Source organism: Streptomyces sp. NPDC002680 (genome assembly GCF_042889145.1).
GTDB lineage: Bacteria > Actinomycetota > Actinomycetes > Streptomycetales > Streptomycetaceae > Streptomyces > Streptomyces adonidis.
Genome location: NZ_JBIAQP010000002.1, coordinates 186,654 through 213,496 on the forward strand (window position 1 = coordinate 186,654; position 26,843 = coordinate 213,496).

The window sequence follows — 26,843 nt, forward strand, 5'->3', positions numbered from 1 at the left end:
CCGCCGCGTTTCTGCACCGGGGGGGTGTGTGTTCCCCCTCCGCCCCACGCCGGTTGGCCGGTTTTGGCCCCCCCCCCCCCCCCCGGTGGGGGGGGGGGCCCCCCCCCCCCCGCCCCCCCCCCCACCGCCATGTCCGCATACGTTCGTCCCGCTGCGAGCCGCCGGGTCAACGGCGGCTCCCCATACGGGAGATCGGGGGTGTGCTCGTGCGCATCGGACTGCTGACGGAGGGTGGCTATCCGTATGTGAGCGGTGACGCCAGACTCTGGTGCGACCGGCTCGTGCGCGGGCTCGGCGGGCACGAGTTCGACATATACGCGCTCAGCCGCAGTGAGCGGCAGGAGGACGAGGGCTGGATCGAGCTGCCGCCGCAAGTCAGCCGCGTCCGGACCGCTCCGCTCTGGACGGCCGAGGACGACGGGGTGGGATACGGCCGCCGCGCACGCCGCCGGTTCGCCGAGTGCTACGGCGAGTTGGCGGCAGCGCTGTGTGCCGGACCCGACGCGGGAAACGCGGCGGACGGACCGGACGCGTCCACCGCTGAGGCGGACCGTTTCGGCAACGCGCTGTACGGGCTGGCCGAACTCGCCCGGGACGAGGGCGGACTGGTGGGAGCGCTCCGCTCCGAAGCCGCCGTACGCGCCCTGGAGCGCGCCTGTCGTGCGCCCGGTGCCCTGGGAGCGGCGCGCGAGGCGCGCGTACCGGATCTGCTCACCGTCGCCGCGCACCTGGAGCGCGCTCTGCGCCCCCTCTCGCTCGACTGGTACGAGGACGACGGGCTCGGCTCGGTCGACCTGTGCCATGCGGCCGGCGGCGGCCCGGCGGCGCTCCCCGGACTGCTCGCCCACCACTTCTCCGACGTACCCCTGCTGGTCACCGAGTACGGGGTCCCGCTGCGGGCGCACTACCTCGCCTCGGGCGCCGACGACAGCGCCCCCGCCGTACGGTCCCTCCTCGCGGCCTTCCACGGCAGGCTGGCCTCGGAGATCTACCGGAAGGCCGCGCTCGTCACCCCCGGCAACACGCACACCCGCCGCTGGCAGGAGAGATGCGGGGCCGACCGCGAGAAGCTGCGGACCGTGTACCCGGGCATGGACGCGTCCCACTTCGCGGAAGTGGGCGAGTCGCCGGAGACCGCGGACCCCGACACGCTGATCTGGGTCGGCCGTATCGAGCCCGCCAAGGACCTGATCTCCCTCCTGCACGCCTTCGCGGAGGTCCGCAAGGAGGAACCGAAGACCCGGCTGCGCATCATCGGCGCGGCCACGGGAGCCGAGAGCGAGGCGTATCTCGGCCACTGCAAGGCACTGGCCGCACAGCTCTTCCCCGATGAGGCCGAGGGCATGCACGCCGTCGGCGACAACCCGGTGTCCTTCGAGGAGATCGGCGGCCCGGAGGCACCGACGCTCGCGGAGGCGTACGCGGCGGGCGCGGTCGTCGTCCTGTCCAGCGTGGTCGAGGGCTTCCCGATCAGCCTCGTCGAGGCCATGTTCTGCGCCCGGGCGACCGTGTCGACGGACGTGGGCGCGGTGGTCGAGATCATCGGCGGTACGGGGCTCGTGGTGCCGCCGCGCAATCCGCGGGCCCTCGCGGAGGCGTGCGTGGCGCTGCTGCGGGACCCGGCGCGACGGGAGCGCCTGGGCGCCGCCGCCCGCGCCCGTGCCCTCGAACTGTTCACCGTCGAGCAGAACATCGCGGCATTTCACGGCATTTACCTGGAGGTCGTCTCGCGCAGCCCCGTCAACAAGGTGGTCCTCGACGACACCGGCGAACCGCTGCCGTTCGCCGTCCCCGCGGAGGCCCACGTCCCCGGCCGCTGGACGCAGGCCGGCATAGGCGTGGTGGCCCGGGGCGGGCCCAGCTGGGCGACAGAACGCGCATCCGCACCGGTACAGGCGACCCCCGTACCGGCCGGGGAGGGCGCGCGATGAGCGAGCTGGGAGAACTGGACCGCCCTGGGACACCGAACAGCCCCGGAGCCTGGGACGAGAGCTCGGAGGAATGGCTCATGGCCACCGCGGAGACCGACGCACCGGACACGGAGACGACCGCGCAGGACACACGGGCGCGGGCCCGGACGGCCGTACCCTCCACACGTACCGCGCGCCGAGGCACCGCGGACCCCGTGAAGGCGCTCATGCACCGGCACCGTGAGCTGTGCGAGCGCGCGGTGGACCCCCTGGAGATCGCCGCCGGCCTGGAGGCCCACGGCGTCACGGACCGGACGGCCGCCCGCTTCCGCCACCGGGACGTGTTCTCCCTGGCCGAGGAGATGTACGCCAGGGTCTCCCGGGACGCGGAAACGGCACCGCGGCCCACCCCGCCGACCGCACCCCGCGTACGGGCCGACTGGGTCCTGCTCTCGCTGCTGCCGGGCGCCCTGTGCGCGGCGACGGTGACGGGCCTGCACCTCACCGAGGGCCGCGTCCGGCTCGCCGTGGCGACCCTGGGCGCCCTGGCCGTGGCGCTGGCCGTACGCGCGGCACTCGCCCGGGGGCCACTGAGCCCTAGGTCCCACCCGGCGCCCCCCGGCACCTACGCGAGCCACACCCCGGCGTCCACGCGCGCGTGGACCTACTGGCTCCTCGCGTACGCCCTCCTGGGCGACGACCTGCTCACCGCCGCGCTGACGGGCGGCCTGGACGGATTCCCGGCCGCCGCCGGTGACCTGGCCACCGCCCCGGTGCTGGCCCTCACCGCGGCCTGCGCACCGGCGGCCTGGTGCGCCCACCTCTTCGCGCGCGGAGCCCGTCGCAAACTGGCCGCCAGCCGTGGCCTGGCCGACTTCACGGCAGCCGTGAAACCCCTCCTCCTGGGCACGTTCGCCCTGTTCCTCTGCACATTGGCGGCGCTGACGGCCGTCTCCGGAACGGTCCTGCGCGAACCGGCGGCCCACACCACGACCGTCACCCTGGGCGCCCTGCTCCTCCTGGCCCGCCTCCTCACGGCACACGGCTTCACCCACGCCCCCGCGGTGCTCCTCGGCGCGGCAGCGGCGACGGAGGCGGCGGCCCTGGCCACCGCCTTCGCGTCCCACCTCCCCGGCTGCGCCTTCCTGGCCGTCCCAGTGGACGCGGTCGTGGCCGCCTGGGGTGCGGCAGGCATCCCGGCGGCGGCCTGCGCAGGGGCCGCCCTGGTCCTCCTGCTCCACGCGACCCGCACGCTGACCAGGGCGTCGGCACACGCGATGCCGGGTGAGGCCGGATGACGCCCCGGACCACGACCACGGCAGGTGACCGATTCCGCATCGCCCGGCCCCCCATCACGAACGCACCCGCAACCCCAGAAGGAGCAAACCGATGATCACCTCCCGACCCGGAGCCGGAGAATCCGCCGAGGGAGCCGTCCGATGAGGGTTCTGCTGATCGGAGCCAACGGCTATCTCGGCCGCTTCGTCGCCGACCGACTGCTCGCCGACCCGGCCGTGCAACTCACCGCCCTCGGCCGCGGCGACGACGCCGACGTCCGTTTCGACCTCGCGTCCGGCAGTCCCGGCGCACTCACCCGCTTCCTCGACGCCGTCCACCCCGGAGTCGTCGTCAACTGCGCGGGCGCCACCCGAGGCGGTGCCCGCGAACTCACCCGCCACAACACCGTCGCCGTCGCCACCGTCTGCGAGGCCCTGCGGCGCAGCGGCTGCGGCGCCCGTCTGGTCCAGCTCGGCTGCGGCGCCGAGTACGGCCCCAGCCAGCCCGGTTCCTCCACGGCCGAGGACGCGGTGCCCCGCCCCGGCGGCCCGTACGGCGTCAGCAAGCTCGCCGCCACCGAACTCGTCCTCGGCTCCGGCCTCGACGCCGTCGTCCTGCGTGTCTTCTCGCCGGCCGGCCCCGGCACGCCCGCCGGCTCCCCGCTCGGCCGCCTCGCCGAGGCGATGCGCCGCGCGATGCAGTCCGGCGACGGCGAGCTGAAGCTCGGGGGCCTGGGCGCGCAGCGCGACTTCATCGATGTACGGGACGTGGCACGGGCCGTCCACGCCGCCTCGCTCTCGGCCGCGCAGGGCGTCATCAACATCGGCTCCGGCCGCGCCGTGCGGCTGCGCGACGCCGCGTCCGTCCTTGCCCGCGTGGCTGGATACGGCGGCGCGCTGCACGAACTCGACGGCCCGCCCGGCCCCTTGCGGGCGTCCATCGGCCACCCCCGCCCCGACCCGGACCACGCGCCCCCGGCCGCGTACCCGTACCCGGACGGCTGCGGCAGCTGGCAGCAGGCCGACGTACGCACCGCCCGTGACCGGCTCGGCTGGCGGCCCCGGATCAATCTGGAGGAGTCCCTGGCCGACATCTGGATGGAGGCGGCATGCCGCATCTGACCAGCGCCAGGGCAGGCACCGCGAGCACGGGCGTCCGCACCGGCTTCGGCATCCCGGGCTTCGCACACCCCCTGCTCGCTCCGACCGAGTGGGGCGAACTGACCCGTCCGGGCATGCCCCTGCACTGGGTCGTCCTCAACGTCGCCGACGGCCCGGGCAGCCGCCCCGACCCGCACTGTCTGGAGGCCGCCGGCCGGCTGCGCAACGCGGGCGTCCGCGTCCTCGGCCACCTCGACACGGCCCACGGGGCCCGTACGCACGGTGAACTCGCCGCCGAGGCGCAGCGATACCGCGACTGGTACAAGGCCGACGGCTTCCTCCTGGACCGTTGCCCGACCGACCGCACCGCGCTCCCGGTGATCGGCCGCACGGTCGACACGCTCCGCGCGGCGGACGGCGACACGCACATCGTCCTGGGCCACGGCACCCATCCGCACCCGGCCTACGCGGAGCACGGCGACCAGCTCGTCACGTTCTCCGGCCCCTGGAGCGACTACCGCTGGTCGCAGGTGGCCGAGTGGACCGCCGAGCATCCGCCCGAGCGCTTCTGCCACTTCGTGCACGGACTGCCGCACGGCCATCTCGACGAGGCGCTGCGCGTCGCCCGCTGGCAGGGCGCCGCCACGATCTACTTCACCGACCGCACGGACCGCGGTGGCCGCACCGATCCCTGGGAGACCATGCCCGGCTACTGGGACGACATCGTCTCGCGCCTCGGAACGGGTGTCTCGGAATGAAGAAGGGCGTGGCAGTGTTACGGGGAGAACAACTGTAGTGATTGACCGACCAACGGAGTCCCCGTGTCGCTGCCACCCCTGGTCGAGCCCGCTGGCGAGCTCACCGTAGACGAGGTCCGCAGGTACTCCCGCCACCTGATCATCCCCGATGTGGGGATGGACGGGCAGAAGCGGCTGAAGAACGCCAAGGTGCTCTGTGTGGGCGCCGGCGGCCTGGGCTCGCCGGCGCTGATGTACCTGGCCGCGGCGGGCGTGGGCACGCTCGGCATCGTGGAGTTCGACGAGGTAGACGAGTCGAACCTGCAGCGCCAGATCATCCACAGCCAGGCGGACATCGGCCGCTCCAAGGCCCAGTCGGCCCGCGACTCCGTGCTGGGCATCAACCCGTACGTGAACGTGGTTCTTCACGAAGAGCGGCTCGAAGCCGAGAACGTGATGGAGATCTTCGGTCAGTACGACCTGATCGTCGACGGCACGGACAACTTCGCGACCCGCTACCTGGTCAACGACGCGTGCGTGCTGCTGAACAAGCCGTACGTGTGGGGCTCGATCTACCGCTTCGACGGCCAGGCCTCCGTCTTCTGGTCCGAGCACGGCCCCTGCTACCGCTGCCTCTACCCGGAGCCCCCGCCGCCGGGCATGGTTCCCTCCTGCGCCGAGGGCGGCGTCCTGGGCGTGCTGTGCGCGTCCATCGGTTCCATCCAGGTCAACGAGGCCATCAAGCTCCTCGCGGGCATCGGCGAGCCGCTCGTCGGCCGTCTGATGATCTACGACGCCCTGGAGATGCAGTACCGCCAGGTCAAGGTCCGCAAGGACCCCGACTGCGCGGTCTGCGGCGAGAACCCGACCGTCACCGAACTCATCGACTACGAGGCCTTCTGCGGCGTCGTGTCCGAGGAGGCCCAGGAGGCGGCGGCCGGCTCGACGATCACTCCCAAGCAGCTCAAGGAGTGGATCGACGACGGCGAGAACATCGAGATCATCGACGTCCGCGAGATCAACGAGTACGAGATCGTCTCGATCCCCGGCGCCAAGCTGATCCCGAAGAACGAGTTCCTCATGGGCACCGCCCTGGCGACTCTCCCGCAGGACAAGAAGATCGTCCTGCACTGCAAGACGGGTGTCCGCAGTGCGGAAGTCCTCGCGGTCCTGAAGTCCGCCGGTTTCGCGGACGCGGTCCACGTCGGCGGCGGAGTGATCGGCTGGGTCAACCAGATCGAGCCGCACAAGCCGGTGTACTGACCCGCAGTTCACCTCCCTGTTCGTCCTGTTCGGTCGGCGGGGGTCCCACGCACCACAGGTGCCCGGGGCCCCCGCCGCCGTCATGAACAGACCTTGCCGTCCTTCGGCACCGTCCCGTCCAGCAGATACGCGTTCACCGTGGAGTCGACGCAGTCGCTCCCACTGCCGTACGCCCCGTGTCCCTCGCCCTTCCAGGTCAGCATCACCCCGACGCCCTTGCCCAGCTCGTCCGCCATCTTGCGCGTGCCCTCGTACGGCGTCGCAGGATCCCCGGTGTTGCCGACCACCAGGACGGGTGCCGCGCCGGGCGCGCTGACCTCCGGTGTGTCGTACTGACCGGCGACCGGCCAGTCGTGGCACCAGCCGGCCGTGTCCCAGCCCATGAACTCCCCGAACACGGGCGAGATCTTCCGGAATGCGGGCAGCTGCTTCTTGGTCTGCGCAGCGGTCGGACGCTGCTTGTCGTCCAAGCACGATATGACCCGTTGGGCATGTGTCGTCGTGCCGTAGTGGCCCGACGCGTCGCGGTCGTTGTAGCCGTCGGAGAGCGCCAGCAGGTCCGAGCCGTCACCCTGCTCGGCCGCGTCCAGGGCGCCGGTCAGTGCCGGCCAGCTCTGCGCGCTGTACAGCGGGACGACGATGCCGGTGAGCGCCAGGCCCTGTGTCAGCTTCCGCCCGGAGGAGGTGGGCAGCGGCTCGGCGTCGATCCGCTTCAGCAGGGCCGCGATCTTCCGCGATCCCTCCTCCGGGTCCTGGCCCGTCGACTTCAGATAGTCGTCGAGAGCGCGCTGGAATCCTCTGGCCTGGTTCTTCGCGTGTCCCACCATGTCGGCGCTCGGGTCGACCACGGCGTCGAGGATCAGCCGTCCCACGTTCTTCGGGAACAAGTGGGCGTACACACCGCCGAGTTCGGTGCCGTACGAGATGCCGAAGTAGTGCGTCTTCGTGTCGCCGAGGACCTGGCGCATCAGGTCCATGTCGCGGGCGGAGTCGGTCGTCGACACATGCGCGATGAGGTTTCCGGCGGCCTTCTCGCAGCCCTTGCCGAAGCTGGCGGCGTCCTGGAGATACGCCTTCTCCTCGGCCGCGTCGTCCGGCGTCGGGTCCACCGACTCGGCGGCCTGGATCTCCTTGTCGCTACGGCAGCGCACGCCCTCGCTGGCTCCGACCCCGCGCGGGTCCCAGCTCACCAGGTCGTAGCGCTCGCGCAGTGCGGAGACCGTGCCTGCGTACGAGGGCATCACGGAGATGCCCGACTGACCCGGTCCGCCGAAGTTGAACAGGAGGGAGCCGATGCGGCTGCCCCCGGTGGCCTTGGCGCGGATGAGGGCCAGGCCGATGGTCTCGCCGTCCGGCTTCGCGTAGTCCAGCGGCACCTTGAGCGTCGCGCACTGCCAGTCGCTGCCCGGCGTGGGGGAGTCCGACGTACCCTCGCAGCGGCCCCAGTCGAGCTTCTGCGAGGTCAGCGAGGCGGGCAGCCCGGGCGAGGCCCGGGACGAGGACGTGGTCGACGAGGGCGCGCCGGCGCCACCGACCCCCTTGTCGTCACCGCTGCCGGACGAGCCACTGCTGCAGCCGGCCACCAGCAACGCGGCTGCGGTCGCGGCCGTCCACCGTACGAAACGAGACATGCGCACTTCCCCCCTGCGGGCCCTCCGCTCGGTCGGCGGATGGCGGTCCGGCCATAGTAGGCGGATCACGCCGAGGCCGTTTCAGCCTGTGGATAACCTTCTGACCTGCACTTTTCTAGGAGCAGACGGTTCCGGCCGCCGGTACCTTCCCGTTCAGCAGATAGCCGTCCACCGCCGCCAGCACACAACGGTTTCCGCTGTCGTACGCGCCGTGCCCCTGCCCCTTGTACGTCAGCTCGACCCCCACGCCCTCACCCAGCGCCCCCACCATCTTCCGCGCGCCCTCGTACGGCGTGGCCGGGTCGCCGGTGTTGCCGACGACGAGGATCGGCGCCGATCCGGTCGTGCCGACGTCGGGGTGGTCGGCGGCGCCCGGCACGGCCCAGTCGGTGCAGCTGAGCATGGACCAGGCCATGAAGTCGCCGAACAGGGGCGAGGCGGCGCGGAACTCGGGCAGCCTCGCCTCGACGTCCGCGACGGTGTAACGCGGCTTCTCGTCGGAGCAGTTGATGGAGGTGTTCGCCGCGGTGATGTTGCTGTACTCGCCGTTCTGGTTGCGCCCGTTCATCGAGTCGGACAGCAGCATCAGGACCTTGCCGTCACCGTCGTACGCTTGTTCAAGGCCTGCGGTGAGATAGGGCCAGAACTCCTGGGAGTACAGGGCCTGCGCGATGCCGTTGGCCGCCGCGCTCTGGGTCAGCTCGCGCGGGAAGATGCCCGGGATCGGCTTGGCGTCGAGATCCTTGAGGAGCTTGGCGATCCGGTCCTCGACGTCCTGGGCGGTGTCGCCGACCGGGCAGTCCTCGGTCTTCGACGTGCAGTCCTCGGCGAAGTTGTCGAGCGCGAGCTGGAAGCCCTTGGCCTGCCCGAGCGAGCCCTGTTCGGGGGTCTGGGTCGGGTCGACGACCGCGTCGAAGACGGCCCGGCCCACCTTCTTGGGGAACAGGTGTGCGTAGACGCCGCCGAGTTCGGTGCCGTACGAGATGCCGAAGTAGTACAGCTTGTCGTCGCCGAGGACCTGGCGCATCAGGTCCATGTCGCGGGCCGCGTCGGTGGTGCGCACATGCGGGAGCACCTTCTTGGAGTGCTTCTCGCAGGCCGAGTTGAACTCCCGGGTGTTGTCCAGCAGTTCGGAGCGCTCGGTGGCGGTGTCGGGCGTCGAGTCCTGCTGGAAGTAGACGTCGAGCTGTTCGTTGTCCTCGCAGCGCACACCGGCGCTGCGGCCGACCCCGCGCGGGTCGAAGCTCACCAGGTCGTAGCGCGTGCGCAGGGCGGTGTAGTCCTTGCCGAACGCGGGGAGCGTGGTGACTCCCGAGCCGCCGGGGCCGCCGAAGTTGAAGATCAGCGACCCGATGCGCCTGCCGGCGGCGCCGCTCGCCTTCGCCCGGATCAGCGCGAGCCCGATCGTGTCGCCCTTGGGCTTGGCCCAGTCGAGCGGTGCCTTCATGGTGGCGCACTGCCAGTCGTCGCCATCCGGCAGCGGGGACGGCGCATCACCGCCGCCCTCCGACTCGGACGGCGCGGGACAGTCCTTCCAGCTCAGCTTCTGGGCCGACAGATCCTCGTCCGTGGAGCCGGAGTCGTCGCTGCACCCCGTCACCAGGGAGACCAGCAGGAGGGCGGTGACCGTCAGGGCAGCGGCACGCGGCGGGAAGGGGTTGGGCATGCCCCCATCCTGCGGTCGTACCCGGCGGGGCGCTCGGGGCGCGAGCCGTACGAGGTACCGCGCACGCGCTTGAGCGCACCCGCCCGAAACCGCACTCCCTAGAGGGAGCCCTTCCGCGTCAGATGGTTGAAGAACAGCCAGCCCGGCAGCACCGGAATCCACAGGGTCAGCAGCCGGTAGAGCAGCACGGCCGGGGCGGCGACCTCCTTGGGGAGGCCGACGGCGATCAGACCGACCGTCAGGGTCGCCTCGACCGCGCCCACCCCACCGGGGGTGGGGGCCGCGGACCCGAGCGCGTTGCCCGCGAGGAAGACGACGGCGACGCTGGCGAGGCTGAGCGAGGTCGTCTCGTCGCCGAACGCGCGGATCGACGCGTCCAGGCACATCACGAAGCACGCGGTGAGCAGCAGCATGCCGCCGATGCCGGTGATCAGTTTCTGGGGCCGCTGGAGGACGTCCAGCATGCGCGGTACGACACCGGCGAAGAGCGACCGCACGCGCGTGACGACGAATTTCCGCAGAAACGGCACCGAGGTCACCACGAGGACGAGCACCGCGACGGTCAGCAGACCCGCGATGACCGTCCGGGACGGCGACAGCGACGGCGTCTTCTCGGTACCGGTCAGATAACCGAACGACAGGAGCATCAGGATGTGGCAGCCGAGCCCGAACAGCTGCGACGCGCCGACACTGGCCACCGCGAGCCCCGGCCGCACCCCCGCGCGTTGCAGGAACCGCGTGTTCAGGGCCACGCCGCCCACCGCCGCGGGCGCCACGATCTTCACGAAGGACCCGGCGACCTGCGCGGCCACGGTCCGCATGAACGGCACCCGCTCGGGTACGAAGCCGAGCAGACTCATCGCCGCGGCGAAGTAGCTCAGCGCCGAGAACAGCACGGCCGCGATGACCCAGCCCCACTCGGCTTCGTCGAAAAGGGTGCCGAACTCGATATGGGTGAGCTGGGAGAGCAGGAAGTACGCGCCGAACGCGCCGGCGATGAAGCTGATCAGCGTGCGCGGTCTCACCCGCTCCAGCCGGGCCGGTTCGACCGGTGCCTGCGGTCTGATCAGCAGCACCTGGTGGCGGATCTGGGTGAGCAGATCCTCCTCGCGGGCCCCGTCCAGGGCCTCGTCGAGAGCCCGCTTCTCGGCCCGCTGCTCCGCCCGTACGGCCTTCTTGCCGGGCTTCTCCAGTACGACGACGGGCCCGGTGTCGGCGTGGGACGCCTCCAGACGGGCCTGCTTGGCCAGCTGGGACGCCTCCAGGACCGCCTCGCGCTGACGCTGGGCACGCTCGCGGGCGAGTCTGCGCAGCGTCGCGCGCGTGGAGCGGGACAGCGCGATGGGCTGGAGCATGGGCAGACAGTCCGCCACCGCGTCCGGGCCGAGCACCCCGACCGCCGACGCCACCGCGCGTTCGGCGCCCACGCGCAGGCCCAGGGTCGACACCAGCTGGGCGATGTCCATGCGCAGCAGCAGGTCCCCGGCCGCGATCTCGCCGACCCGGAGGTCCGTGAGGATCACCTTGCCGGAACGATCCACCAGGATCGCGTCGGCGACGAGTCTGCGATGCGCGATGCGCCGCGACTGCAGTGCCTTCACCTGATGCCAGGTGTTGCGCAGCAGCTCGTCGGTGATGTCCTCGTCGTCCAGCGAGTCGAGCGTGCGGCCCCCGGTGTGCTCGTAGACGAGCATCACGGCGTCGGGGCCGAGTTCCGAGGTCGCGATCAGCTTGGGCGCGTTGGCCCCGGCGGCGATCGCCGCGTACGCGAGGAGAGCCTCCTGCTCCAGGGCCTGGCGCAGCGACTGGAGGCTGCTGCGGGTGGCCAGGCCGCGCAGCGTGATGTTGCGCCACATGCGGTAGAAGAAGCCCTGTGCCTGCTGTTCCCGGTCGACCACGGTGACGTCCAGCGGGGGGCCGTCCTCCAGGGTGACGAAGTAGCGCCGGCCCCGGTCACCGCTGTCCGTCGCCTCCGGCACCTCCTCACGGGCCGCGCTCACCGGGCGGAAACCGACGTGCCGCAGGCCCGCCATCAGGTTGCGCCCGGTGGGACGTACGTTCGGTGAGCCGACCGCGTACAGCGTCCCGTACGCCACCGACCAGCCGATCAGCACCGTCAGGATGATCGAGAACGGTGTCGTGTAGCCGGTGACCAGCATCGAGAAGGCGTCGAGCAGCAGCACCACCCACAGGACGGCGCGCCACCGTGGCCGACGGGACATGCCGACGGCCGTCATGTACGCGATGACCGGCGCGAGATAGCCGTGCACCGGGTCGGTGAGGGCGTGGATGTCGCCGGGGGAGGGCTGGGTCAGCGCCTCCTGGATGGAGTCCGGGGCGGCCTTGGCGACCCACAGGTCGGTGGCGAGGGTCACTCCGTGCGCGAGGACCGCCGCGAGGACACCGTCGGCGATCCGCAGCCCGTCCCGCTTGATCAGTCGCTCGATCGCGAAGGCGACCGGCACCAGGAGGATCGCGATGCTCGACGCCAGACCCGCGATCTTGATCAGCAGGTCGGGCGCCTGGCCGGTGCCCTTGTTGATGTCCTGTTCGAGCCCCGAGGTGGTGCCGTGCGCGAACGCGGCGATCGCGAGCAGGACGACGATCGCGAAGACGCCCGCCAGGAGCCGCATGAGGTCGGAGGGGCGGTGCACGCGCGCGGGGAGCAGCGGTTCGTCGCCCTCGACCTCTTCGGCGTGGGGGTCGTCGTCGGCGCAGTCGGCGGCCGGGTCGGCCGGTGTCCGCTCGGGCTCGGGGCCGGTGCCGTCGGCGCCGGGGCGCGACGAGACCTCAGAGGTGCCCTCCGCGTCTTCGGGGTGCACGCCCTGCTGCTTCATGGTCTCTTCTTGGTCTCGTATCACCGGTCACCGCCCGCACGATGGTGGCATGCCCCTCTGACACACAGGGGCATCAGGGTGCAGTGCGGGGGCGCACAGTCTGCCGCAAGCGCCGCTCCGGGGCGAGGAATACCCACGGTCGCCGCCTCGTCACATTGTCGGTGGGGTGGGGCAGGATGGGCCGGATGAGCAACGAGAGCCTTCCGGCGGACGCCCTGCCGGAGTACGCCGAGCGGGTCCTGGAGGCCGCGGAACAGATCCCGCCCGGGCGTGTCATGACGTACGGCGATGTCGCCGAGTGGCTGGAGGAGGGCGGGCCGCGCCAGGTCGGGCGCGTGATGGCCCTCTATGGAGGGGCCGTTCCGTGGTGGCGGGTCGTCCGCGCGGACGGCGCCCTGCTCCCGGGCCACGAACTGGAGGCCCTCGGTCACTACCGCGCGGAGGGCACACCTCTGAAGGAGGCGAGCAGGGCCACCGAGGGCCATCTGCCGCGCCTCGACATGAGACGCGCGCGGTGGGACGGCGGAGAACCGGCGGAGGGTCACACCTGACAGCTTCCGCCATCGGACGGGCGTCAGGGGAACCTGTGGCCCGTACGGGGTAAACCGGGCACGTCCGTGCCATGGCGTACGTTCGTGGGGCGAGGGGCCGGAGTGGCGCTCGGGGCGGGAGGGAACAAGCGGAAGCCCTGCTTCCGAACCGCCCGTCGGCGTAGCGTCGGCTGCACCTGTCCCCCTCACCTCCCGGCCACCGTTCTCCACGCGTGACGGCCAGCCAACCAGCACACCCACCAGGACCGGCGAACCACGTGAGCTCCTCTTCCTCCACCAGGCGCCTGTCGCACCCTCAGGTGCGACAGGGGGACCGTGGCGCTTACCGACTGGTGCGTACCCCGCCCACGCGGCAGGACCCCCCTCGTCTGGACGCCGCACAGCGCGCGGTGGTTGACCATGCGCGGGGACCACTGCTCGTCCTCGCGGGCCCAGGTACCGGAAAGACCACCACGCTCGTCGAGTCCGTGGCCGCCCGCATCGCACGGGGCGGGGACCCCGAGCGGATCCTCGTGCTCACGTTCAGCCGCAAGGCGGCCGTCGAACTGCGCGACCGGATGGCGCTGCGCATCGGCGCCGCCCGCGCTCCCCGCGCGACCACCTTCCACTCCTTCTGCTACGCCCTGGTCCGCGCCCACCAGGACAGCGAGCTGTTCGTGGAGCCCCTGCGGCTGCTCTCCGGCCCCGAACAGGACGTGGCCGTACGCGGACTGCTCGCGGGCCAGCCCGACCTGGAGCGGCTCGGCCTCGCCCATGTGCGCTGGCCGGACGAACTGCGCGCCTGCCTCACCACCCGCGGCTTCGCCGACGAGGTCCGCGCGGTCCTCGCCCGCAGCCGCGAACTGGGCCTCGGCCCGGACGCCCTGGACGCCTTCGCCCGGCGCATCGGCCGCCCCGACTGGCGTGCCGCCGCCGCCTTCCTCGCCGAGTACCTCGACGTGCTCGACATGCAAGGGGTGCTCGACTACGCGGAACTCGTGCACCGCGCGGTGCTTCTCGCCGACCGTCCCGACACCGCGGGGCAGCTCGCCGCCCGCTACGACGCCGTCTACGTGGACGAGTACCAGGACACCGACCCGGCCCAGGTGCGGCTGCTGCACGCGCTCGCCGGGAGCGGCCGGACACTCGTCGCCCTCGGCGACCCCGACCAGTCGATCTACGCGTTCCGCGGCGCGGACGTCAACGGCATCCTGGACTTCCCGGCGGCCTTCCCGCGCGCGGACGGCCGCCCCGCGCCGGTCGAGGTCCTCAGGACGTCCCGCCGCTCAGCAGCCGTCCCGCTGACCGCCACCCGTCTCCTCACCCAGCGCATGCCCCTGACCCGCCTCCCGGCCGAGAAGGTCCGCGCCCACCGCGGACTCGCCCCGGTCCGTGACGGAGGCCGCGTCGAGGTCTGCACGTTCCCGACGGCCGGTACGGAACTGGACAACATCGCCGACATCCTCCGCCGCGCACATCTGGAGGACGGTGTCCCCTGGGGCGAGATGGCCGTCCTGGTGCGGGCCGGCGGCCGGACGATCCCCACGGTCCGGCGCGCCCTCACGGCTGCCGGGGTCCCCCTGGACATCGACGGCGACGACCTGCCCCTGCGCCACGAACCGGCGGTGGCACCGCTCCTGACAGCGCTCAGGGCGGTGGCTACGGCGGAGGCGTCCGGCGCGGACGAGGAGACGGGCGCCGAAGAGTCAGGGGACGTCGACGCCGCCGTGTCGGGAGACACCGTATGGCTCGGCACGGAGACCGCTCTGACGCTCCTCACCTCCCCCCTCGCAGGCATGGACGCCGCCGATCTGCGCCGCCTGGGCCGCGCCCTGCGCGAGGAGGAGCGGGCCGGGGGCAACCCCGTACCGCCGCCCTCGGACGAACTCCTCGCTCGCGCGCTCGCCGAACCGGAACGCCTCGTCGCCCACGACCCGACGTACGCGCGCGGTGCCCAGCGCCTCGGCGCGCTGCTCAGGAAGGCACGTGAGCGCCTCGCGGGCGGCGGCACGGCCGAGGAGGCCCTCTGGGATCTGTGGAACGGCACGCCCTGGCCGACGCGGCTGGAGCGGGCCGCCCGGCGGGGCGGCGCGGCCGGACGCAACGCCGACCGCGACCTCGACGCCGTGTGCGCGCTGTTCGCGACCTCCGCGCGCGCGGAGGAGCGCACCGGAGGCCGGGGCGCCCTCAACTTCCTGGATGAGATCGACGCCGAGGACATCGCCGCCGACACCCTCACCCGCCGCGCCGTACGCCCCGACGCCGTGCGCCTGATGACCGCGCACCGCTCCAAGGGTCTCCAATGGCGGCTCGTGGTCGTCGCGGGCGTCCAGGAGGGCCTGTGGCCCGACCTGCGCCGCCGCGGCTCCCTTCTGGAGGCCGACCGCATCGGCCGCGACGGCCTCGCCGAACCGCTCACCCCGGGGGCACTGCTCGCCGAGGAACGGCGGCTGTTCTACGTGGCTGCCACGCGTGCGCGTGAACGCCTGGTCGTCACCGCCGTGAAGGCTCCCGCCGACGACGGGGACCAGCCCTCCCGCTTCCTCACCGAACTCGGCGTCGAACCCAAGGACGTGACGGGCCGCCCGCGCCGCCCCCTCTCCGTCGCCGCCCTCGTCGCCGAACTGCGCGCCACCACGGTCGACCCGCGCGTCTCCGGCCCCCTCAGAGAGGCCGCCGCCCGCCGCCTGGCCCGGCTCGCCGCGCTCACCGACGAGGACAGCCGCCCACTCGTGCCGTCCGCCCACCCCCACCGCTGGTGGGGCATGTACGAGCCGACCGAGAGCAAGGTCCCGCTGCGCGACCGCGACCAGCCCGTCGTGCTGTCCGGCAGTGCCCTCGACCAACTCGCCAACACCTGCGCCCTGCAGTGGTTCCTGGGCCGCGAGGTGAAGGCCGACGCCCCCGCGACCGCCGCCCAGGGCTTCGGCAACGTCGTGCACGTCCTCGCCGACGAGGTGGCCTCCGGACACACCCCCGCCGACCTCGACGTCCTCATGGAACGCCTCGACTCCGTGTGGAACGCGCTCGCCTTCGACGCGCCGTGGAAGTCGGCGCAGGAGAAGGAGCACGCACGCGTGGCACTCGAACGCTTCCTGACGTGGCACGTCGACTCCGGCCGCACCGGCCGTACCCCCGTGGCGAGCGAGCACGACTTCGACGTGACCCTCGGGGCCGGCGACTACGAAGTGCGCATCCGCGGTTCCATGGACCGCGTCGAGACCGACGGCGAGGGCCGCGCCTACGTCGTCGACTTCAAGACCGGCAAACAGGCGCCCACCGCCGCCGAGGTGGCCCGCCACCCCCAGCTCGCCGTCTACCAGCTCGCCGTCCGTGAAGGCGCCGTCGACGACGCCTTCGACGGCGTACGACCCGAACCGGGCGGCGCCGAACTCGTCCAGCTGCGCCAGGGCGCCGCCAAACGGGACGGCGGCGAGACCCTGCCCAAGGTGCAGGCGCAGGCACCCCTTGGGGGAGGTTCAGACGCGGGGGCGGAGGGGGAGTGGGTCGGCGACCTGCTGGCCACCGCCGCCGGCAAGGTCCTCGACGAACGCTTCACCCCGACCGCCGGCCAGCACTGCGCGCACTGCTCCTTCCGGGCCTCGTGCAGCGCCCGCCCGGAAGGCCGGCACGTGGTCGAGTGACCCCGGCTGTCAGTGGCCGCCGCTAGCCTCTCTCACGTGCCAGCCAGTATCAGCGACCCCGAGCAGCTCAAGCAGCTCCTCGGCATCCCGTTCACCCCGGAGCAGACGGCCTGCATCATCGCGCCGCCCGCCCCGCAGGTGATCGTGGCCGGAGCCGGGTCGGGCAAGACGACGGTGATGGCGGCACGCGTGGTGTGGCTCGTCGGCACCGGCCAGGTCGCCCCCGAACAGGTGCTCGGCCTCACCTTCACCAACAAGGCCGCCGGTGAACTCGCCGAACGCGTCCGCAAGGCACTCGTCAAGGCGGGCGTCACCGACCCGGACGTCATCGACCCCGACAACCCGCCGGGCGAACCGGTCATCTCGACCTACCACGCCTTCGCCGGCCGCCTGCTGACCGACCACGGCCTGCGTATCGGCCTCGAACCCACGGCCCGCCTGCTCGCCGACGCCACCCGCTTCCAACTTGCCGCGCGCGTACTGCGCGAGGCGCCCGGTCCGTACCCGGCGCTCACCCGCTCCTTCCCGGACCTCGTCAGCGACCTCCTGAACCTCGACGCCGAACTCGCCGAACACCTCGTCCGCCCCGAGGAACTGCGCGCGTACGACGCCGAGCTGCTGCTCGCCCTGGAGGGCGCCAAACTCACCAACGCGGACCTGCGCAAGGTCCCCGAGGTGGCCGCCGCCCGCCGTGAACTCACCGAACTGGTGACCCGCTACCGGGCCGCCAAACGCGAGCGCGACCTGCTCGACTTCGGCGACCAGATCGCCCACTCCGCGACGCTCGCCCGGATCCCAGAAGTGGGCCGCGTCCTCCGCGAGGAGTTCCGGGTGGTCCTCCTCGACGAGTACCAGGACACCTCGGTGGCCCAACGCGTCCTCCTGGCCGGCCTGTTCGGCGGCGGCACCGGCCACCCGGTGACCGCGGTCGGCGACCCCTGCCAGGCCATCTACGGCTGGCGCGGCGCCTCCGTCGCCAACCTCGACGACTTCCCCGAGCACTTCGCCCACGCCGACGGCGGCTCGGCGGCCCGCCAGTCGCTCAGTGAGAACCGCCGCAGCGGAGGCCGCCTCCTCGACCTCGCCAACGGCCTCGCCGAGCCCCTGCGCGCCATGCACGCGGGCGTGGAGGCCCTCCGCCCCGCGCCCGGCGCCGAGCGCGACGGCCAGGTGCGCTGCGCGCTGCTGCGCACCCACGCCGAGGAGATCGACTGGCTCGCCGACTCCATCGCCCACCTCGTGAACACCGGCAAGGCGCCCGGCGAGATCGCCGTCCTGTGCCGCACCGCCACCGACTTCGCCGAGATCCAGGGCGCGCTCGTCGCCCGGGACGTCCCCGTCGAGGTCGTCGGCCTCTCCGGGCTGCTGCACCTGCCCGAGGTCGCCGACCTGGTGTCCGTCTGCGAGGTCCTCCAGGACCCCGGGGCCAACGCCTCCCTGGTACGGCTGCTGACCGGCCCGCGCTGGCGCATCGGCCCGCGCGACCTCGCCCTCCTGGGCCGCCGGGCCCGGTTCCTCGTGTCCCACGCGCGCGTGGGTGACACCGACGACCCGGACCGCCGGCTCGCCGAGGCAGTCGAGGGGGTCGACCCCTCCGAGGTGATATCGCTCGCGGACGCCCTCGACACCTTCCTGGAGACGTCCCTCAGAGGAGAGGGCGACGACGGGCTGCCCTTCTCGCCGGACGCGCGCGTGCGCTTCGCCCGGCTCGCCGTCGAACTGCGCGACCTGCGCCGCTCACTCGCCGACCCGCTGATGGACGTACTGCACCGCGTGCTCGCCGTCACCGGCCTGGAGGTGGAGCTTTCGGCGTCCCCGCACGCCCTGGCCGCCCGCCGTCGCGAGACCCTCTCCAACTTCCTCGACGTCGCCGCCTCGTTCGCCGCCCACGAGAGCGAGGCGAGTCTGCTCGCCTTCCTCGGCTTCCTGCGTACGGCGGCGCAGTACGAGAAGGGCCTCGACGACGCCCTGCCCGGCGGCGAGAACACCGTCAAGGTGCTCACAGCCCACAAGTCCAAGGGCCTGGAGTGGGACGTCGTGGCCGTCCCCGGCCTGGTCACCGGCACCTTCCCGAGCGCCCAGGGCCGAGAGAAGTGGACCTCCCAGGCCAAGGTCCTGCCGCACGAGCTGCGCGGCGACACCGACACGCTGCCCGACATCGAGGCCTGGGACGCCCGGGGCATGAAGGCCTTCCAGGAGGCGATGAAGGACCACCAGCACACCGAGGAACTCCGCCTCGGCTACGTCACCTTCACCCGCCCCCGCTCCCTCCTGCTCGGCTCCGGCCACTGGTGGGGCCCCTCCCAGAAGAAGCCCCGCGGCCCCTCCGACTTCCTGCAGGCCCTCTACGACCACTGCGCGGCCGGACACGGCGAGATCGAGGCCTGGGCGGACGAACCGGAGGAGGGCGAGGAGAACCCCGCCCTGCACGCGGCGGCCGCCGACCAGCTCTGGCCGCTCCCGCTGGACGACACCGCGTTCCGCCACCGCAGGGCCGCCGCCGAGACGGTCCTCGCCCACCTGGAGACCCTCGCCTCCCACGAGGACGGCCACCCCGCTGCCGTGCCGGACCCGGACACGTACGAGGACCCGGACTGGCCACCGCCGTCGGACGACGACGAGATTCCGTACGACGGCCCTCTTGATGAAGACACGGGCTTCCCCGCGGACGACGACGCCGACTGGGACGCCTGGACCACGGACCGCCCCGAACCGCCCGCACAGACGCCGTCCCACGCGCGCGTGCCCCGCACCGAACACGACGACGAGCGCCCGCCCACGGTGCCCCACGCCCGCCGACACCCCGCCGAAGCGGATCTCACCCCCGAGGAGGCCCGTGCCGTCGCCTCCTGGGACCGTGACCTCGACGCGCTCACCGGGGAACTGCTCCGCGCGCGGGAGAGCGTCACCGACGTCCCCCTGCCTCCGTCGCTGACCGCCACCCAGCTGATGCTCCTGGCCGCCGACCCGGACGCCCTCGCGCAGGAGCTGGCCCGCCCCATGCCACGCCCGCCACGGCCCGCCGCCCGCCGGGGCACCCGCTTCCACGCCTGGGTCGAGTCCCGCTTCGAGGACTTGCAGCTTCCGATGCTGGAGCCCGAGGAACTGCCCGGCAGCGACGCGGAGATCGCCGACGAACGCGACCTGGAGAACCTCAAGGACGCCTTCGAGCACACCCCGTACGCACACCGCACGCCCTACCGGGTCGAGGCCCCCTTCCACCTAGCCATCGCCGGACGCGTCGTACGGGGCCGGATCGACGCCGTCTACAAGGAAGGCGACGGCGACGGGGCGACGTACGAGATCGTCGACTGGAAGACCCACCGCGCCCCCACCGCCGACCCCCTCCAGCTCGCCGTCTACCGCCTGGCCTGGGCCGAGCAGCAGGGCGTGCCCCTGGAGGCCGTCGGGGCCGCCTTCCTGTACGTGCGCAGCGGCGAGATCGTACGGCCCGATCTTCCGGACCGGGCCGCGCTGGAGCGGCTGCTTCTGGAGGAGCCGGCCGCGTTCGAAGTACCGGACGAGGATGTCAGTGCGGGCCGATAGGCTCTTGACCATGAGCCATCCCGTTGACAGTGACGTCAGCGCCGTCCGCACGTACATCGAGCAGCACCGCGCGGCCTTCCTCGACGACCTCGCCGAGTGGCTGCGCATCCCGTCCGTGTCGGCCCAGCCCGACCACGCCGCCGATGTGCGCCGCAGCGCCGACTGGCTCGCCGCCAAACTCCGGGAAACCGGCTTCCCGACCGTCGAGGTCTGGGCCACCCCGGGCGCCCCGGCGGTCTTCGCCGAGTGGCCCGCCGACGACCCGGCAGCCCCCACGGTCCTCGTCTACGGCCATCACGACGTGCAGCCCGCCGCCCGCGAGGACGGCTGGGACAGCGACCCCTTCGAACCGGTCGTCCGGGGAAACCGCCTCCACGCGCGCGGGGCCGCCGACGACAAGGGCCAGGTGTTCTTCCACACACTCGGCGTCCGCGCCCACCTCGCCACCACCGGCCGCACCGCACCCGCCGTCCACCTGAAGATGCTCGTCGAGGGCGAGGAGGAGTCCGGCTCCATCCACTTCCGTGACCTCGTCGAGGAGCACACAGACCGGCTCGCCGCCGACGCCGTGATCGTCTCCGACACCGGGATGTGGGCCGAGGACACCCCCACGGTGTGCACCGGCATGCGCGGTCTCGCCGAGTGCGAGATCCAGCTCCACGGACCCGACCAGGACATCCACTCCGGCTCCTTCGGCGGCGCCGTGCCCAACCCGGCGACCGTCGTCGCCCGCCTCGTCGCCGCACTGCACGACGAGCACGCGCGCGTGACGATCCCCGGCTTCTACGACGGCGTCACCGAACTCGGCGACCGCGAGCGCGAACTCCTCGCCGAACTCCCCTTCGACGAGGGGGAGTGGCTGCGCACCGCCAAGTCGTACGCCACCCACGGTGAAGCCGGACACACCACCCTGGAGCGCGTCTGGACCCGCCCGACCGCCGAGGTCAACGGCATCGGCGGCGGCTACCAGGGCCCCGGCAGCAAGACCATCGTCCCGGCCTCGGCCATGGTGAAGCTCTCCTTCCGGCTGGTCGCAGGCCAGGACCCCGATCACATCGAGAAGATCGTCCGCGACTGGACCGCGACCCGCGTCCCCGCCGGGATCCGGTACGAGATCACGTTCGCGGCGGCCACGCGCCCGTGCCTGACCCCGCTGGACCACCCCGCCCTGCAGTCCGTCGTACGCGCCATGAGCCGCGCCTTCGGCAAACCGGTCCGCTACACGCGCGAGGGCGGCAGCGGCCCGGCCGCCGACCTCCAGGACGTCCTCGGCGCCCCCGTGCTCTTCCTGGGCATCTCCGTCCCCTCCGACGGCTGGCACGCCCCGAACGAGAAGGTGGAGATCGACCTGCTCCTCAAGGGCGTCGAGACCACCGCCCACCTCTGGGGCGACCTCGCCGGGAACTGGCGTCATGAGTCCTGACAACCCGGCGCGGCCCGAGCCGCCAGCAGCCCCGGGGCACACTGGAAGCGCTGCCCCGCACTCGCGCGAGCCCGCCCGAAAATCACCGCCCCCCACGCGTCCCCACCCACATCCCGCCGAACCGCCCGCCGAAATATCCGTTCCACCGGGGGAGTTGGAAGCACCTGTGACCACCTGGACCGACCACACCGCCGACCGTCCGATCTCGCTCACCGCCCCCAGCGGCATCGACCGGGCCGCGCACCACCGGCTCGACGAGGCCTGGCTCGCCGCGGCGTGGAGCCACCCCACCACCCGCTGCTTCGTGGTCTCCGGCGGCCAGGTCCTCATCGACGAGACGTCCGACGGACGTACCGAACTCGTCATGACCCCGTCCTTCGAAGCCCCCCTCACCGAGGCGCACCGCTACTTCCTCGGCAAGGACGAGGAAGGCACCAGCTACTTCGCCCTTCAGAAGGACGCCCTGCCCGGCCGCATGGACCAGTCGGCCCGCCCCGCCGGCCTGCGCGAAGCCGGCCTGCTCCTCTCGCCCCGCGACGCGGGCCTGATGGTGCACGCCGTCGCCCTCGAGAACTGGCAGCGGCTGCACCGCTTCTGCTCCCGCTGCGGCGAGCGGACCGTCATCGCCGCCGCCGGCCACATCCGCCGCTGCCCGGCCTGCGGTGCCGAGCACTACCCGCGCACCGACCCGGCGGTGATCATGGCTGTCACCGACGAGGAGGACCGCATCCTCCTCGGCCGCCAGGTCCACTGGCCCGAGGGCCGCTTCTCGACGCTCGCCGGATTCGTCGAGCCCGGCGAGTCCATCGAACAGTCGGTGCGCCGCGAGGTGTTCGAGGAGGCCGGAATCCACGTCGGCCACGTCGAGTACGTCGCCAGCCAGCCCTGGCCGTTCCCGTCCAGCCTCATGCTCGGCTTCATGGCCCGGGCGGCCTCCACCGACATCGAGGTCGACGGCGACGAGATCCACGAGGCCCGCTGGTTCTCCCGCGAGGAACTGCGCGCGGGCTTCGAATCCGGCGAGGTCCTTCCGCCGTACGGCATCTCGATCGCGGCCCGCCTGATCGAACTCTGGTACGGCAAGCCACTGCCGAAGCCGGGCAGCACGTTCTGACCCATGAGAAGACCCCCGCACGGCCGCCGGGCCGGTCGGGGGTCGGGGACACGCGGGTCAGGCGCCGAGGGCCTGCTTCACCTGCGCGAGGCTCGGGTTCGTCATCACGACCTCGGGGCCGTCGTTGGAAGGCACGACCAGCACCGTGGGAACCGTCTGGTTGCCACCGTTCGCCTTCTCCACGAACGCCGCGGAGTCCGGGTCCTGCTCGATGTTGATCTCGTTGTACGCGATGCCCTCGCGGTCCATCTGGCTCTTCAGCCGACGGCAGTAGCCGCACCACGTGGTGCTGTACATCGTCACAGTGCCCGGCATGTCTCTCGCGCTCCTCAGCATTCGGGGGACGGGTGCTCGCTGTGGTGGAACGTACGCGACCCTTCCGCCATTCCCGCGGGGGGTATCCGGGGGTTTCCGAGGCAGCCGCCTGCCGGATTAGTACGACTGCAAGGTGGTGCCTGTGGACAACCGGCTCACCTGTCTCCGGCGACCTGGCAGCATGGCCGTGTGACAGCAGCAACGCACTCCACCCTCTTCCCGCAGGTTCCGGACTCGGCCGACGCGGTGCTCGACGGACTCGATCCCGAGCAGCGCGAAGTGGCCACCGCCCTGCACGGTCCGGTGTGCGTGTTGGCAGGCGCCGGCACGGGAAAGACACGGGCGATCACCCACCGCATCGCCTACGGCGTGCGCGCCGGAATCCTCCAGCCCTCCAGCGTGCTCGCCGTCACCTTCACCGCCCGCGCCGCAGGCGAGATGCGCGGGCGCCTGCGCCAGCTCGGCGCCGGCGGAGTCCAGGCGCGCACCTTCCACTCGGCCGCACTGCGCCAGCTCCAGTACTTCTGGCCGAAGGCGGTCGGCGGCCCCATGCCCCGCCTCGTCGACCGTAAGATCCAGCTCGTCGCCGATGCCGCGGCCGCCTGCCGCATCCGCCTCGACCGGGGCGAACTGCGGGACGTCACCGCCGAGATCGAATGGTCAAAGGTCACCCAGACCGTCCCCGCCGACTACGCGCCCTCCGTCGCCAAGTCCGGCCGCGTCGCCCCCCGCGACCCGGCCGAGATCGCCCAGATCTACGCCACCTACGAGGACCTCAAGCGGGACCGCTCCGTCATCGACTTCGAGGACGTCCTGCTGCTCACCGTCGCCGTCCTCCAGGACCGGCGCGACATCGCCGAACAGGTCCGCTCCCAGTACCAGCACTTCGTGGTCGACGAGTACCAGGACGTCAGCCCGCTCCAGCAGCGGCTGCTGGAGCTGTGGCTCGGGGACAGGGACAATCTGTGCGTGGTCGGCGACGCCAGCCAGACCATCTACTCGTTCACAGGAGCAACTCCGGACCATCTGCTCGACTTCCGCGTCCGCCACCCCGGTGCCACCGTCGTCAAGCTGGTCCGCGACTACCGCTCCACCCCCCAGGTCGTCCACCTCGCCAATGGCCTGCTCGCCCAGGCCCGGGGCCGCGCCGCGGAACACCGCCTGGAACTGATCTCCCAGCGCGACCCGGGACCCGAGCCCGGCTACACCGAGTACGCCGACGAGCCGGCCGAGGCCGAGGGTGCCGCCCGACGCATCCGTGACCTCGTCGCCGCCGGTGTTCCGGCGGGCGAGATCGCCATCCTGTTCCGGACGAACTCCCAGTCCGAGACATACGAACAGGCCCTCGCCGACGCCGGCGTCCCCTACCAACTGCGCGGCGCCGAACGGTTCTTCGACCGGCCCGAGGTGCGCAAGGCCATCAGCGCGCTGCGCGCGGCCGCCCGGTTCGGCGGCAACGACTCTCTCCTGGACGACGTCGTCGACCTGCCCTCGCAGGTGCGTGCCGTGCTGTCGGGGGAGGGCTGGACGAGCGAGCCGCCCGCGGGCTCCGGGGCCGTCAGAGAACGCTGGGAGTCGCTGGCCGCGCTGGCGCACCTCGCGCAGGACTTCACGGCCGCGAAATCGGGCGCCACGCTCGCCGACCTCGTCGCCGAACTCGACGAGCGGGCGAACGCCCAGCATGCCCCGACCGTGCAGGGTGTCACCCTCGCCTCCCTCCACTCGGCCAAGGGCCTGGAATGGGACGTCGTCTTCGTCGTCGGAGTCGCCGAGGGCATGATGCCGATCTCCTACGCGAAGACGGACGAGCAGATCGAGGAGGAGCGCCGTCTCCTCTATGTCGGTGTGACCCGTGCGCGAGAACGCCTCCATGTCTCCTGGGCCCTCTCCCGCGCCCCCGGAGGCCGCCCGAACCGCCGTCCCAGCCGCTTCCTCGACGGCCTGCGCCCCGGCTCCGTCACCACCGCCCACCGGACGGGCACGGCCGGCCCCGGCGGCATCGAGCGCGGCTTCGGCGGCAGCCCAGGCGTGGCCCCGCGCCGGACCCAGAGAACCCCGGCCCGCTGCCGGGTCTGCGGGCGCACGCTGACCGACGCGGGCGAGATGAAACTGATGCGCTGCGACGGGTGCCCCTCCGACATGGACGAGGGCCTCTACGAGCGGCTGCGCGAGTGGCGGGCGGACCAGGCGGCGCGCAGTGGCCAGCCCGCCTTCTGCGTCTTCACCGACCGGACCCTGATGGCGATCGCGGAGACCGTCCCCGACGAAGCAGGGGAGTTGGCCCGCATCCCCGGCGTCGGGGTGCGCAAGCTCAACCGGTACGGAGCCGATGTTCTGGCCATCTGCGCTGGTCAGGAAGTTGAGGGGGAGGACGGGAGTGACTGATTCAAACTCGTCGGAAAAATAGTTTGCGCATGCCCCGGCAATCCCCATAGGTTCTTAGCCACGGGCACGGAGTCTTCTCAGAAGACCTGGATCCGTGCTGTACTTCATAGTCGTATATCCGTTGGACTGGTTCACCCCAGTCCCCCAAGACGCCGAGAGGAGGCGAGTCCAGTGATCAGCATCTACACCAGCTCTGTCAGCGAGGTCAAAATGACCGATCTCTCGGCCGTCTCCCTGTGCATGCTCGGCGTCTCGGACCTGGGCACCGGTCTGTCCGGCATTCCTGCCGTCCGGCCGGCGTCCTCCGTGTCTCTCGCGGGTCTCCCTGTCCGCGAGCGCAATGAGCGACCGAGCAAGGCACTGGAAGCAGGAGCAGTAGTGGCAAAGGCCCCGGCCTATGCCTTTGCGGCCGGTGCCGGATCCCTGAAGCAGACGACGCAGCACCACACGATGTGGGCCTTCCGTGGGCCAGAACCCTGGAGTGATCCAGCCTGATCGATCAGGCCGGCGCCTTCAGGGCCGCGGAACCCCATCCGGGATCCGCGGCCCTTCTGTTTGCCCCGAACGGGGACGACGGAGTGAAGGGGCCTCGGGACAAGAGAAAAACCGCCGGTACCAGCCACACCGGCCCAACAGGGCCGGGACGAACAGACGAGGAAGACGAACCGTGCAACTCGAAGCGCACGCCCCGTCAGTACCGCCTTCCGAAACGATCCCCCCGCCCGGCCTCACGGAGGACTCCACCTTGATCCCGCTCACTGCGCTCACCGCGCTCGACGACGCCATCGAGAACCTCGGCGTACCCGTCCCCTGCCGTTCCTACGACCCGGAGGTCTTCTTCGCCGAGTCGCCGGCCGATGTCGAGTACGCCAAGTCCCTCTGCCGCACCTGCCCGCTGATGGAGGCCTGCCTCGCCGGCGCCAAGGAGCGGCGTGAGCCCTGGGGCGTCTGGGGCGGCGAACTGTTCGTCCAGGGTGTCGTCGTGGCCCGCAAGCGGCCGCGTGGCCGTCCGCGCAAGAACCCGGTCACGGCATGAACATCACAGGAACGATCGACCGTCCCTTCACGCACGACCCCAAGAAGCAGGCCCCGATGACGCCGACCACCAGCGAGCCAGTCGGCTCCGCGACCCCGGACTTCACCACCACCGGTGCGAACGACTCGCGCCAGAACAGGACCCGAGAGATGCAACTCATCCCAGAAGCCCTGGCTCGTGCGCATATGCACGACCGCCTTCAGGAGGCCGAGCGGGAACGCCGCGCGCACCGCGTGGTGACCGCCCGCCGGCTCCAGCGCCGGGCCGAGCGCGCCTCGCTGCGTGCCCGCCGTGCGCTCGCCATGGCGGTCATGCAGTAACGACCACGGCAACCCGGCAGTAACAGCAGTCCCTTCCCTCGGGGGTCGGTCCGTCCGAACGGACCGGCCCCCGCAGTGCGTTGTGCCCGCCGGACCGCCGGTCACAGC

The 26,843-nt window shown here is 72.0% G+C and carries 18 protein-coding genes; 14 read left to right on the top strand and 4 right to left on the bottom strand.

The window, feature by feature from the left end; all coding sequences use genetic code 11:
• Positions 1 to 206: 206 nt before the first annotated feature.
• The 5 genes from ACFYXF_RS07450 to moeZ all read left to right on the top strand — a co-directional run bounded on the left by ACFYXF_RS07450 (position 207) and on the right by moeZ (position 6,288).
• On the top strand, positions 207 to 1,931 hold the full coding sequence (locus ACFYXF_RS07450; protein WP_389348624.1) for a DUF3492 domain-containing protein: 1,725 nt from the start codon (positions 207 to 209) through the stop codon (positions 1,929 to 1,931).
• Positions 1,928 to 3,208: a hypothetical protein gene (locus ACFYXF_RS07455; protein ID WP_389348625.1), complete on the top strand. Its 1,281-nt coding sequence runs from the start codon at positions 1,928 to 1,930 to the stop codon at positions 3,206 to 3,208. The genes ACFYXF_RS07450 and ACFYXF_RS07455 overlap by 4 nt, the downstream gene beginning before the upstream one ends.
• A gap of 141 nt (positions 3,209 to 3,349) precedes the next feature.
• On the top strand, positions 3,350 to 4,309 hold the full coding sequence (locus ACFYXF_RS07460) for an NAD(P)-dependent oxidoreductase (RefSeq protein ID WP_235474996.1): 960 nt from the start codon (positions 3,350 to 3,352) through the stop codon (positions 4,307 to 4,309).
• Positions 4,297 to 5,046: a spherulation-specific family 4 protein gene (locus tag ACFYXF_RS07465; protein WP_389348626.1), complete on the top strand. Its 750-nt coding sequence runs from the start codon at positions 4,297 to 4,299 to the stop codon at positions 5,044 to 5,046. The genes ACFYXF_RS07460 and ACFYXF_RS07465 overlap by 13 nt, the downstream gene beginning before the upstream one ends.
• Before the next feature lie 63 nt (positions 5,047 to 5,109).
• Entirely contained in the window at positions 5,110 to 6,288 is a 1,179-nt protein-coding gene (moeZ, locus tag ACFYXF_RS07470; protein ID WP_389348627.1) for an adenylyltransferase/sulfurtransferase MoeZ, read from the top strand.
• 80 nt (positions 6,289 to 6,368) lie between these two features.
• On the opposite strand, the gene ACFYXF_RS07475 is transcribed toward moeZ, so the two are convergent.
• From ACFYXF_RS07475 to ACFYXF_RS07485, 3 genes are all read right to left on the bottom strand, one after another.
• Positions 6,369 to 7,919, bottom strand: a complete 1,551-nt coding sequence (locus tag ACFYXF_RS07475; RefSeq protein ID WP_389348628.1) for an alpha/beta hydrolase — start codon at positions 7,917 to 7,919, stop codon at positions 6,369 to 6,371.
• Positions 7,920 to 8,034: 115 nt separating this feature from the next.
• Complete coding sequence (locus ACFYXF_RS07480) at positions 8,035 to 9,585, bottom strand: alpha/beta hydrolase (RefSeq protein WP_389348629.1); 1,551 nt, start codon at positions 9,583 to 9,585, stop codon at positions 8,035 to 8,037.
• A gap of 98 nt (positions 9,586 to 9,683) precedes the next feature.
• The gene (locus ACFYXF_RS07485) at positions 9,684 to 12,422 is read right to left on the bottom strand and encodes a YbhN family protein (RefSeq protein ID WP_389348630.1); all 2,739 of its coding nucleotides are present in this window, start codon (positions 12,420 to 12,422) and stop codon (positions 9,684 to 9,686) included.
• Between the two features lie 185 nt (positions 12,423 to 12,607).
• On the opposite strand from ACFYXF_RS07485, the gene ACFYXF_RS07490 reads away from it, so the two are divergent.
• From ACFYXF_RS07490 to nudC, 5 genes are all read left to right on the top strand, one after another.
• Positions 12,608 to 12,973, top strand: coding sequence for an MGMT family protein (locus tag ACFYXF_RS07490; RefSeq protein WP_389348631.1), 366 nt, complete (start codon positions 12,608 to 12,610; stop codon positions 12,971 to 12,973).
• 257 nt (positions 12,974 to 13,230) lie between these two features.
• Positions 13,231 to 16,596: an ATP-dependent helicase gene (locus ACFYXF_RS07495; protein WP_389348632.1), complete on the top strand. Its 3,366-nt coding sequence runs from the start codon at positions 13,231 to 13,233 to the stop codon at positions 16,594 to 16,596.
• A gap of 36 nt (positions 16,597 to 16,632) precedes the next feature.
• Positions 16,633 to 20,142 carry a UvrD-helicase domain-containing protein gene (locus tag ACFYXF_RS07500; RefSeq protein WP_389348633.1) on the top strand — a complete coding sequence of 1,170 codons (3,510 nt, stop codon included), beginning with the start codon at positions 16,633 to 16,635 and terminating at the stop codon, positions 20,140 to 20,142.
• 10 nt (positions 20,143 to 20,152) lie between these two features.
• Positions 20,153 to 21,565, top strand: a complete 1,413-nt coding sequence (locus ACFYXF_RS07505; RefSeq protein ID WP_389348634.1) for a dipeptidase — start codon at positions 20,153 to 20,155, stop codon at positions 21,563 to 21,565.
• 166 nt (positions 21,566 to 21,731) lie between these two features.
• Positions 21,732 to 22,679, top strand: a complete 948-nt coding sequence (gene nudC / locus ACFYXF_RS07510; RefSeq protein ID WP_389348635.1) for an NAD(+) diphosphatase — start codon at positions 21,732 to 21,734, stop codon at positions 22,677 to 22,679.
• Positions 22,680 to 22,736: 57 nt separating this feature from the next.
• Here the strand turns inward: nudC and ACFYXF_RS07515 are convergent, their stop codons facing one another.
• Entirely contained in the window at positions 22,737 to 22,994 is a 258-nt protein-coding gene (locus tag ACFYXF_RS07515) for a glutaredoxin domain-containing protein (RefSeq protein WP_235474985.1), read from the bottom strand.
• Positions 22,995 to 23,183: 189 nt separating this feature from the next.
• Here ACFYXF_RS07515 and ACFYXF_RS07520 point away from each other — a divergent pair, with 189 nt between their 5' ends.
• The 4 genes from ACFYXF_RS07520 to ACFYXF_RS07535 all read left to right on the top strand — a co-directional run bounded on the left by ACFYXF_RS07520 (position 23,184) and on the right by ACFYXF_RS07535 (position 26,735).
• A complete protein-coding gene (locus tag ACFYXF_RS07520; protein WP_389348636.1) occupies positions 23,184 to 25,379 on the top strand; it encodes an ATP-dependent DNA helicase UvrD2 in 2,196 nt (731 codons plus the stop codon).
• A gap of 171 nt (positions 25,380 to 25,550) precedes the next feature.
• A complete protein-coding gene (locus tag ACFYXF_RS07525; RefSeq protein WP_389348637.1) occupies positions 25,551 to 25,874 on the top strand; it encodes a hypothetical protein in 324 nt (107 codons plus the stop codon).
• A gap of 172 nt (positions 25,875 to 26,046) precedes the next feature.
• Positions 26,047 to 26,415, top strand: coding sequence for a WhiB family transcriptional regulator (locus ACFYXF_RS07530; RefSeq protein ID WP_020119791.1), 369 nt, complete (start codon positions 26,047 to 26,049; stop codon positions 26,413 to 26,415).
• The gene (locus ACFYXF_RS07535; RefSeq protein WP_164409200.1) at positions 26,412 to 26,735 is read left to right on the top strand and encodes a hypothetical protein; all 324 of its coding nucleotides are present in this window, start codon (positions 26,412 to 26,414) and stop codon (positions 26,733 to 26,735) included. Before ACFYXF_RS07530 ends, ACFYXF_RS07535 begins: the two co-directional genes overlap by 4 nt.
• Positions 26,736 to 26,843 lie beyond the last annotated feature (108 nt).

Excerpts from the sequence above, each read along its gene's own strand:
- ACFYXF_RS07455 (WP_389348625.1), top strand. The coding sequence starts at position 1,928 with ATGAGCGAGCTGGGAGAACTGGACCGCCCTGGGACACCGAACAGCCCC.
- ACFYXF_RS07475 (WP_389348628.1), bottom strand. The coding sequence starts at position 7,919 with ATGTCTCGTTTCGTACGGTGGACGGCCGCGACCGCAGCCGCGTTGCTG.
- ACFYXF_RS07485 (WP_389348630.1), bottom strand. The coding sequence starts at position 12,422 with ATGAAGCAGCAGGGCGTGCACCCCGAAGACGCGGAGGGCACCTCTGAG.
- ACFYXF_RS07505 (WP_389348634.1), top strand. The coding sequence starts at position 20,153 with ATGAGCCATCCCGTTGACAGTGACGTCAGCGCCGTCCGCACGTACATC.
- ACFYXF_RS07535 (WP_164409200.1), top strand. The coding sequence starts at position 26,412 with ATGAACATCACAGGAACGATCGACCGTCCCTTCACGCACGACCCCAAG.
- ACFYXF_RS07465 (WP_389348626.1), top strand. The coding sequence starts at position 4,297 with ATGCCGCATCTGACCAGCGCCAGGGCAGGCACCGCGAGCACGGGCGTC.
- ACFYXF_RS07490 (WP_389348631.1), top strand. The coding sequence starts at position 12,608 with ATGAGCAACGAGAGCCTTCCGGCGGACGCCCTGCCGGAGTACGCCGAG.
- ACFYXF_RS07515 (WP_235474985.1), bottom strand. The coding sequence starts at position 22,994 with ATGCCGGGCACTGTGACGATGTACAGCACCACGTGGTGCGGCTACTGC.
- ACFYXF_RS07480 (WP_389348629.1), bottom strand. The coding sequence starts at position 9,585 with ATGCCCAACCCCTTCCCGCCGCGTGCCGCTGCCCTGACGGTCACCGCC.
- ACFYXF_RS07460 (WP_235474996.1), top strand. The coding sequence starts at position 3,350 with ATGAGGGTTCTGCTGATCGGAGCCAACGGCTATCTCGGCCGCTTCGTC.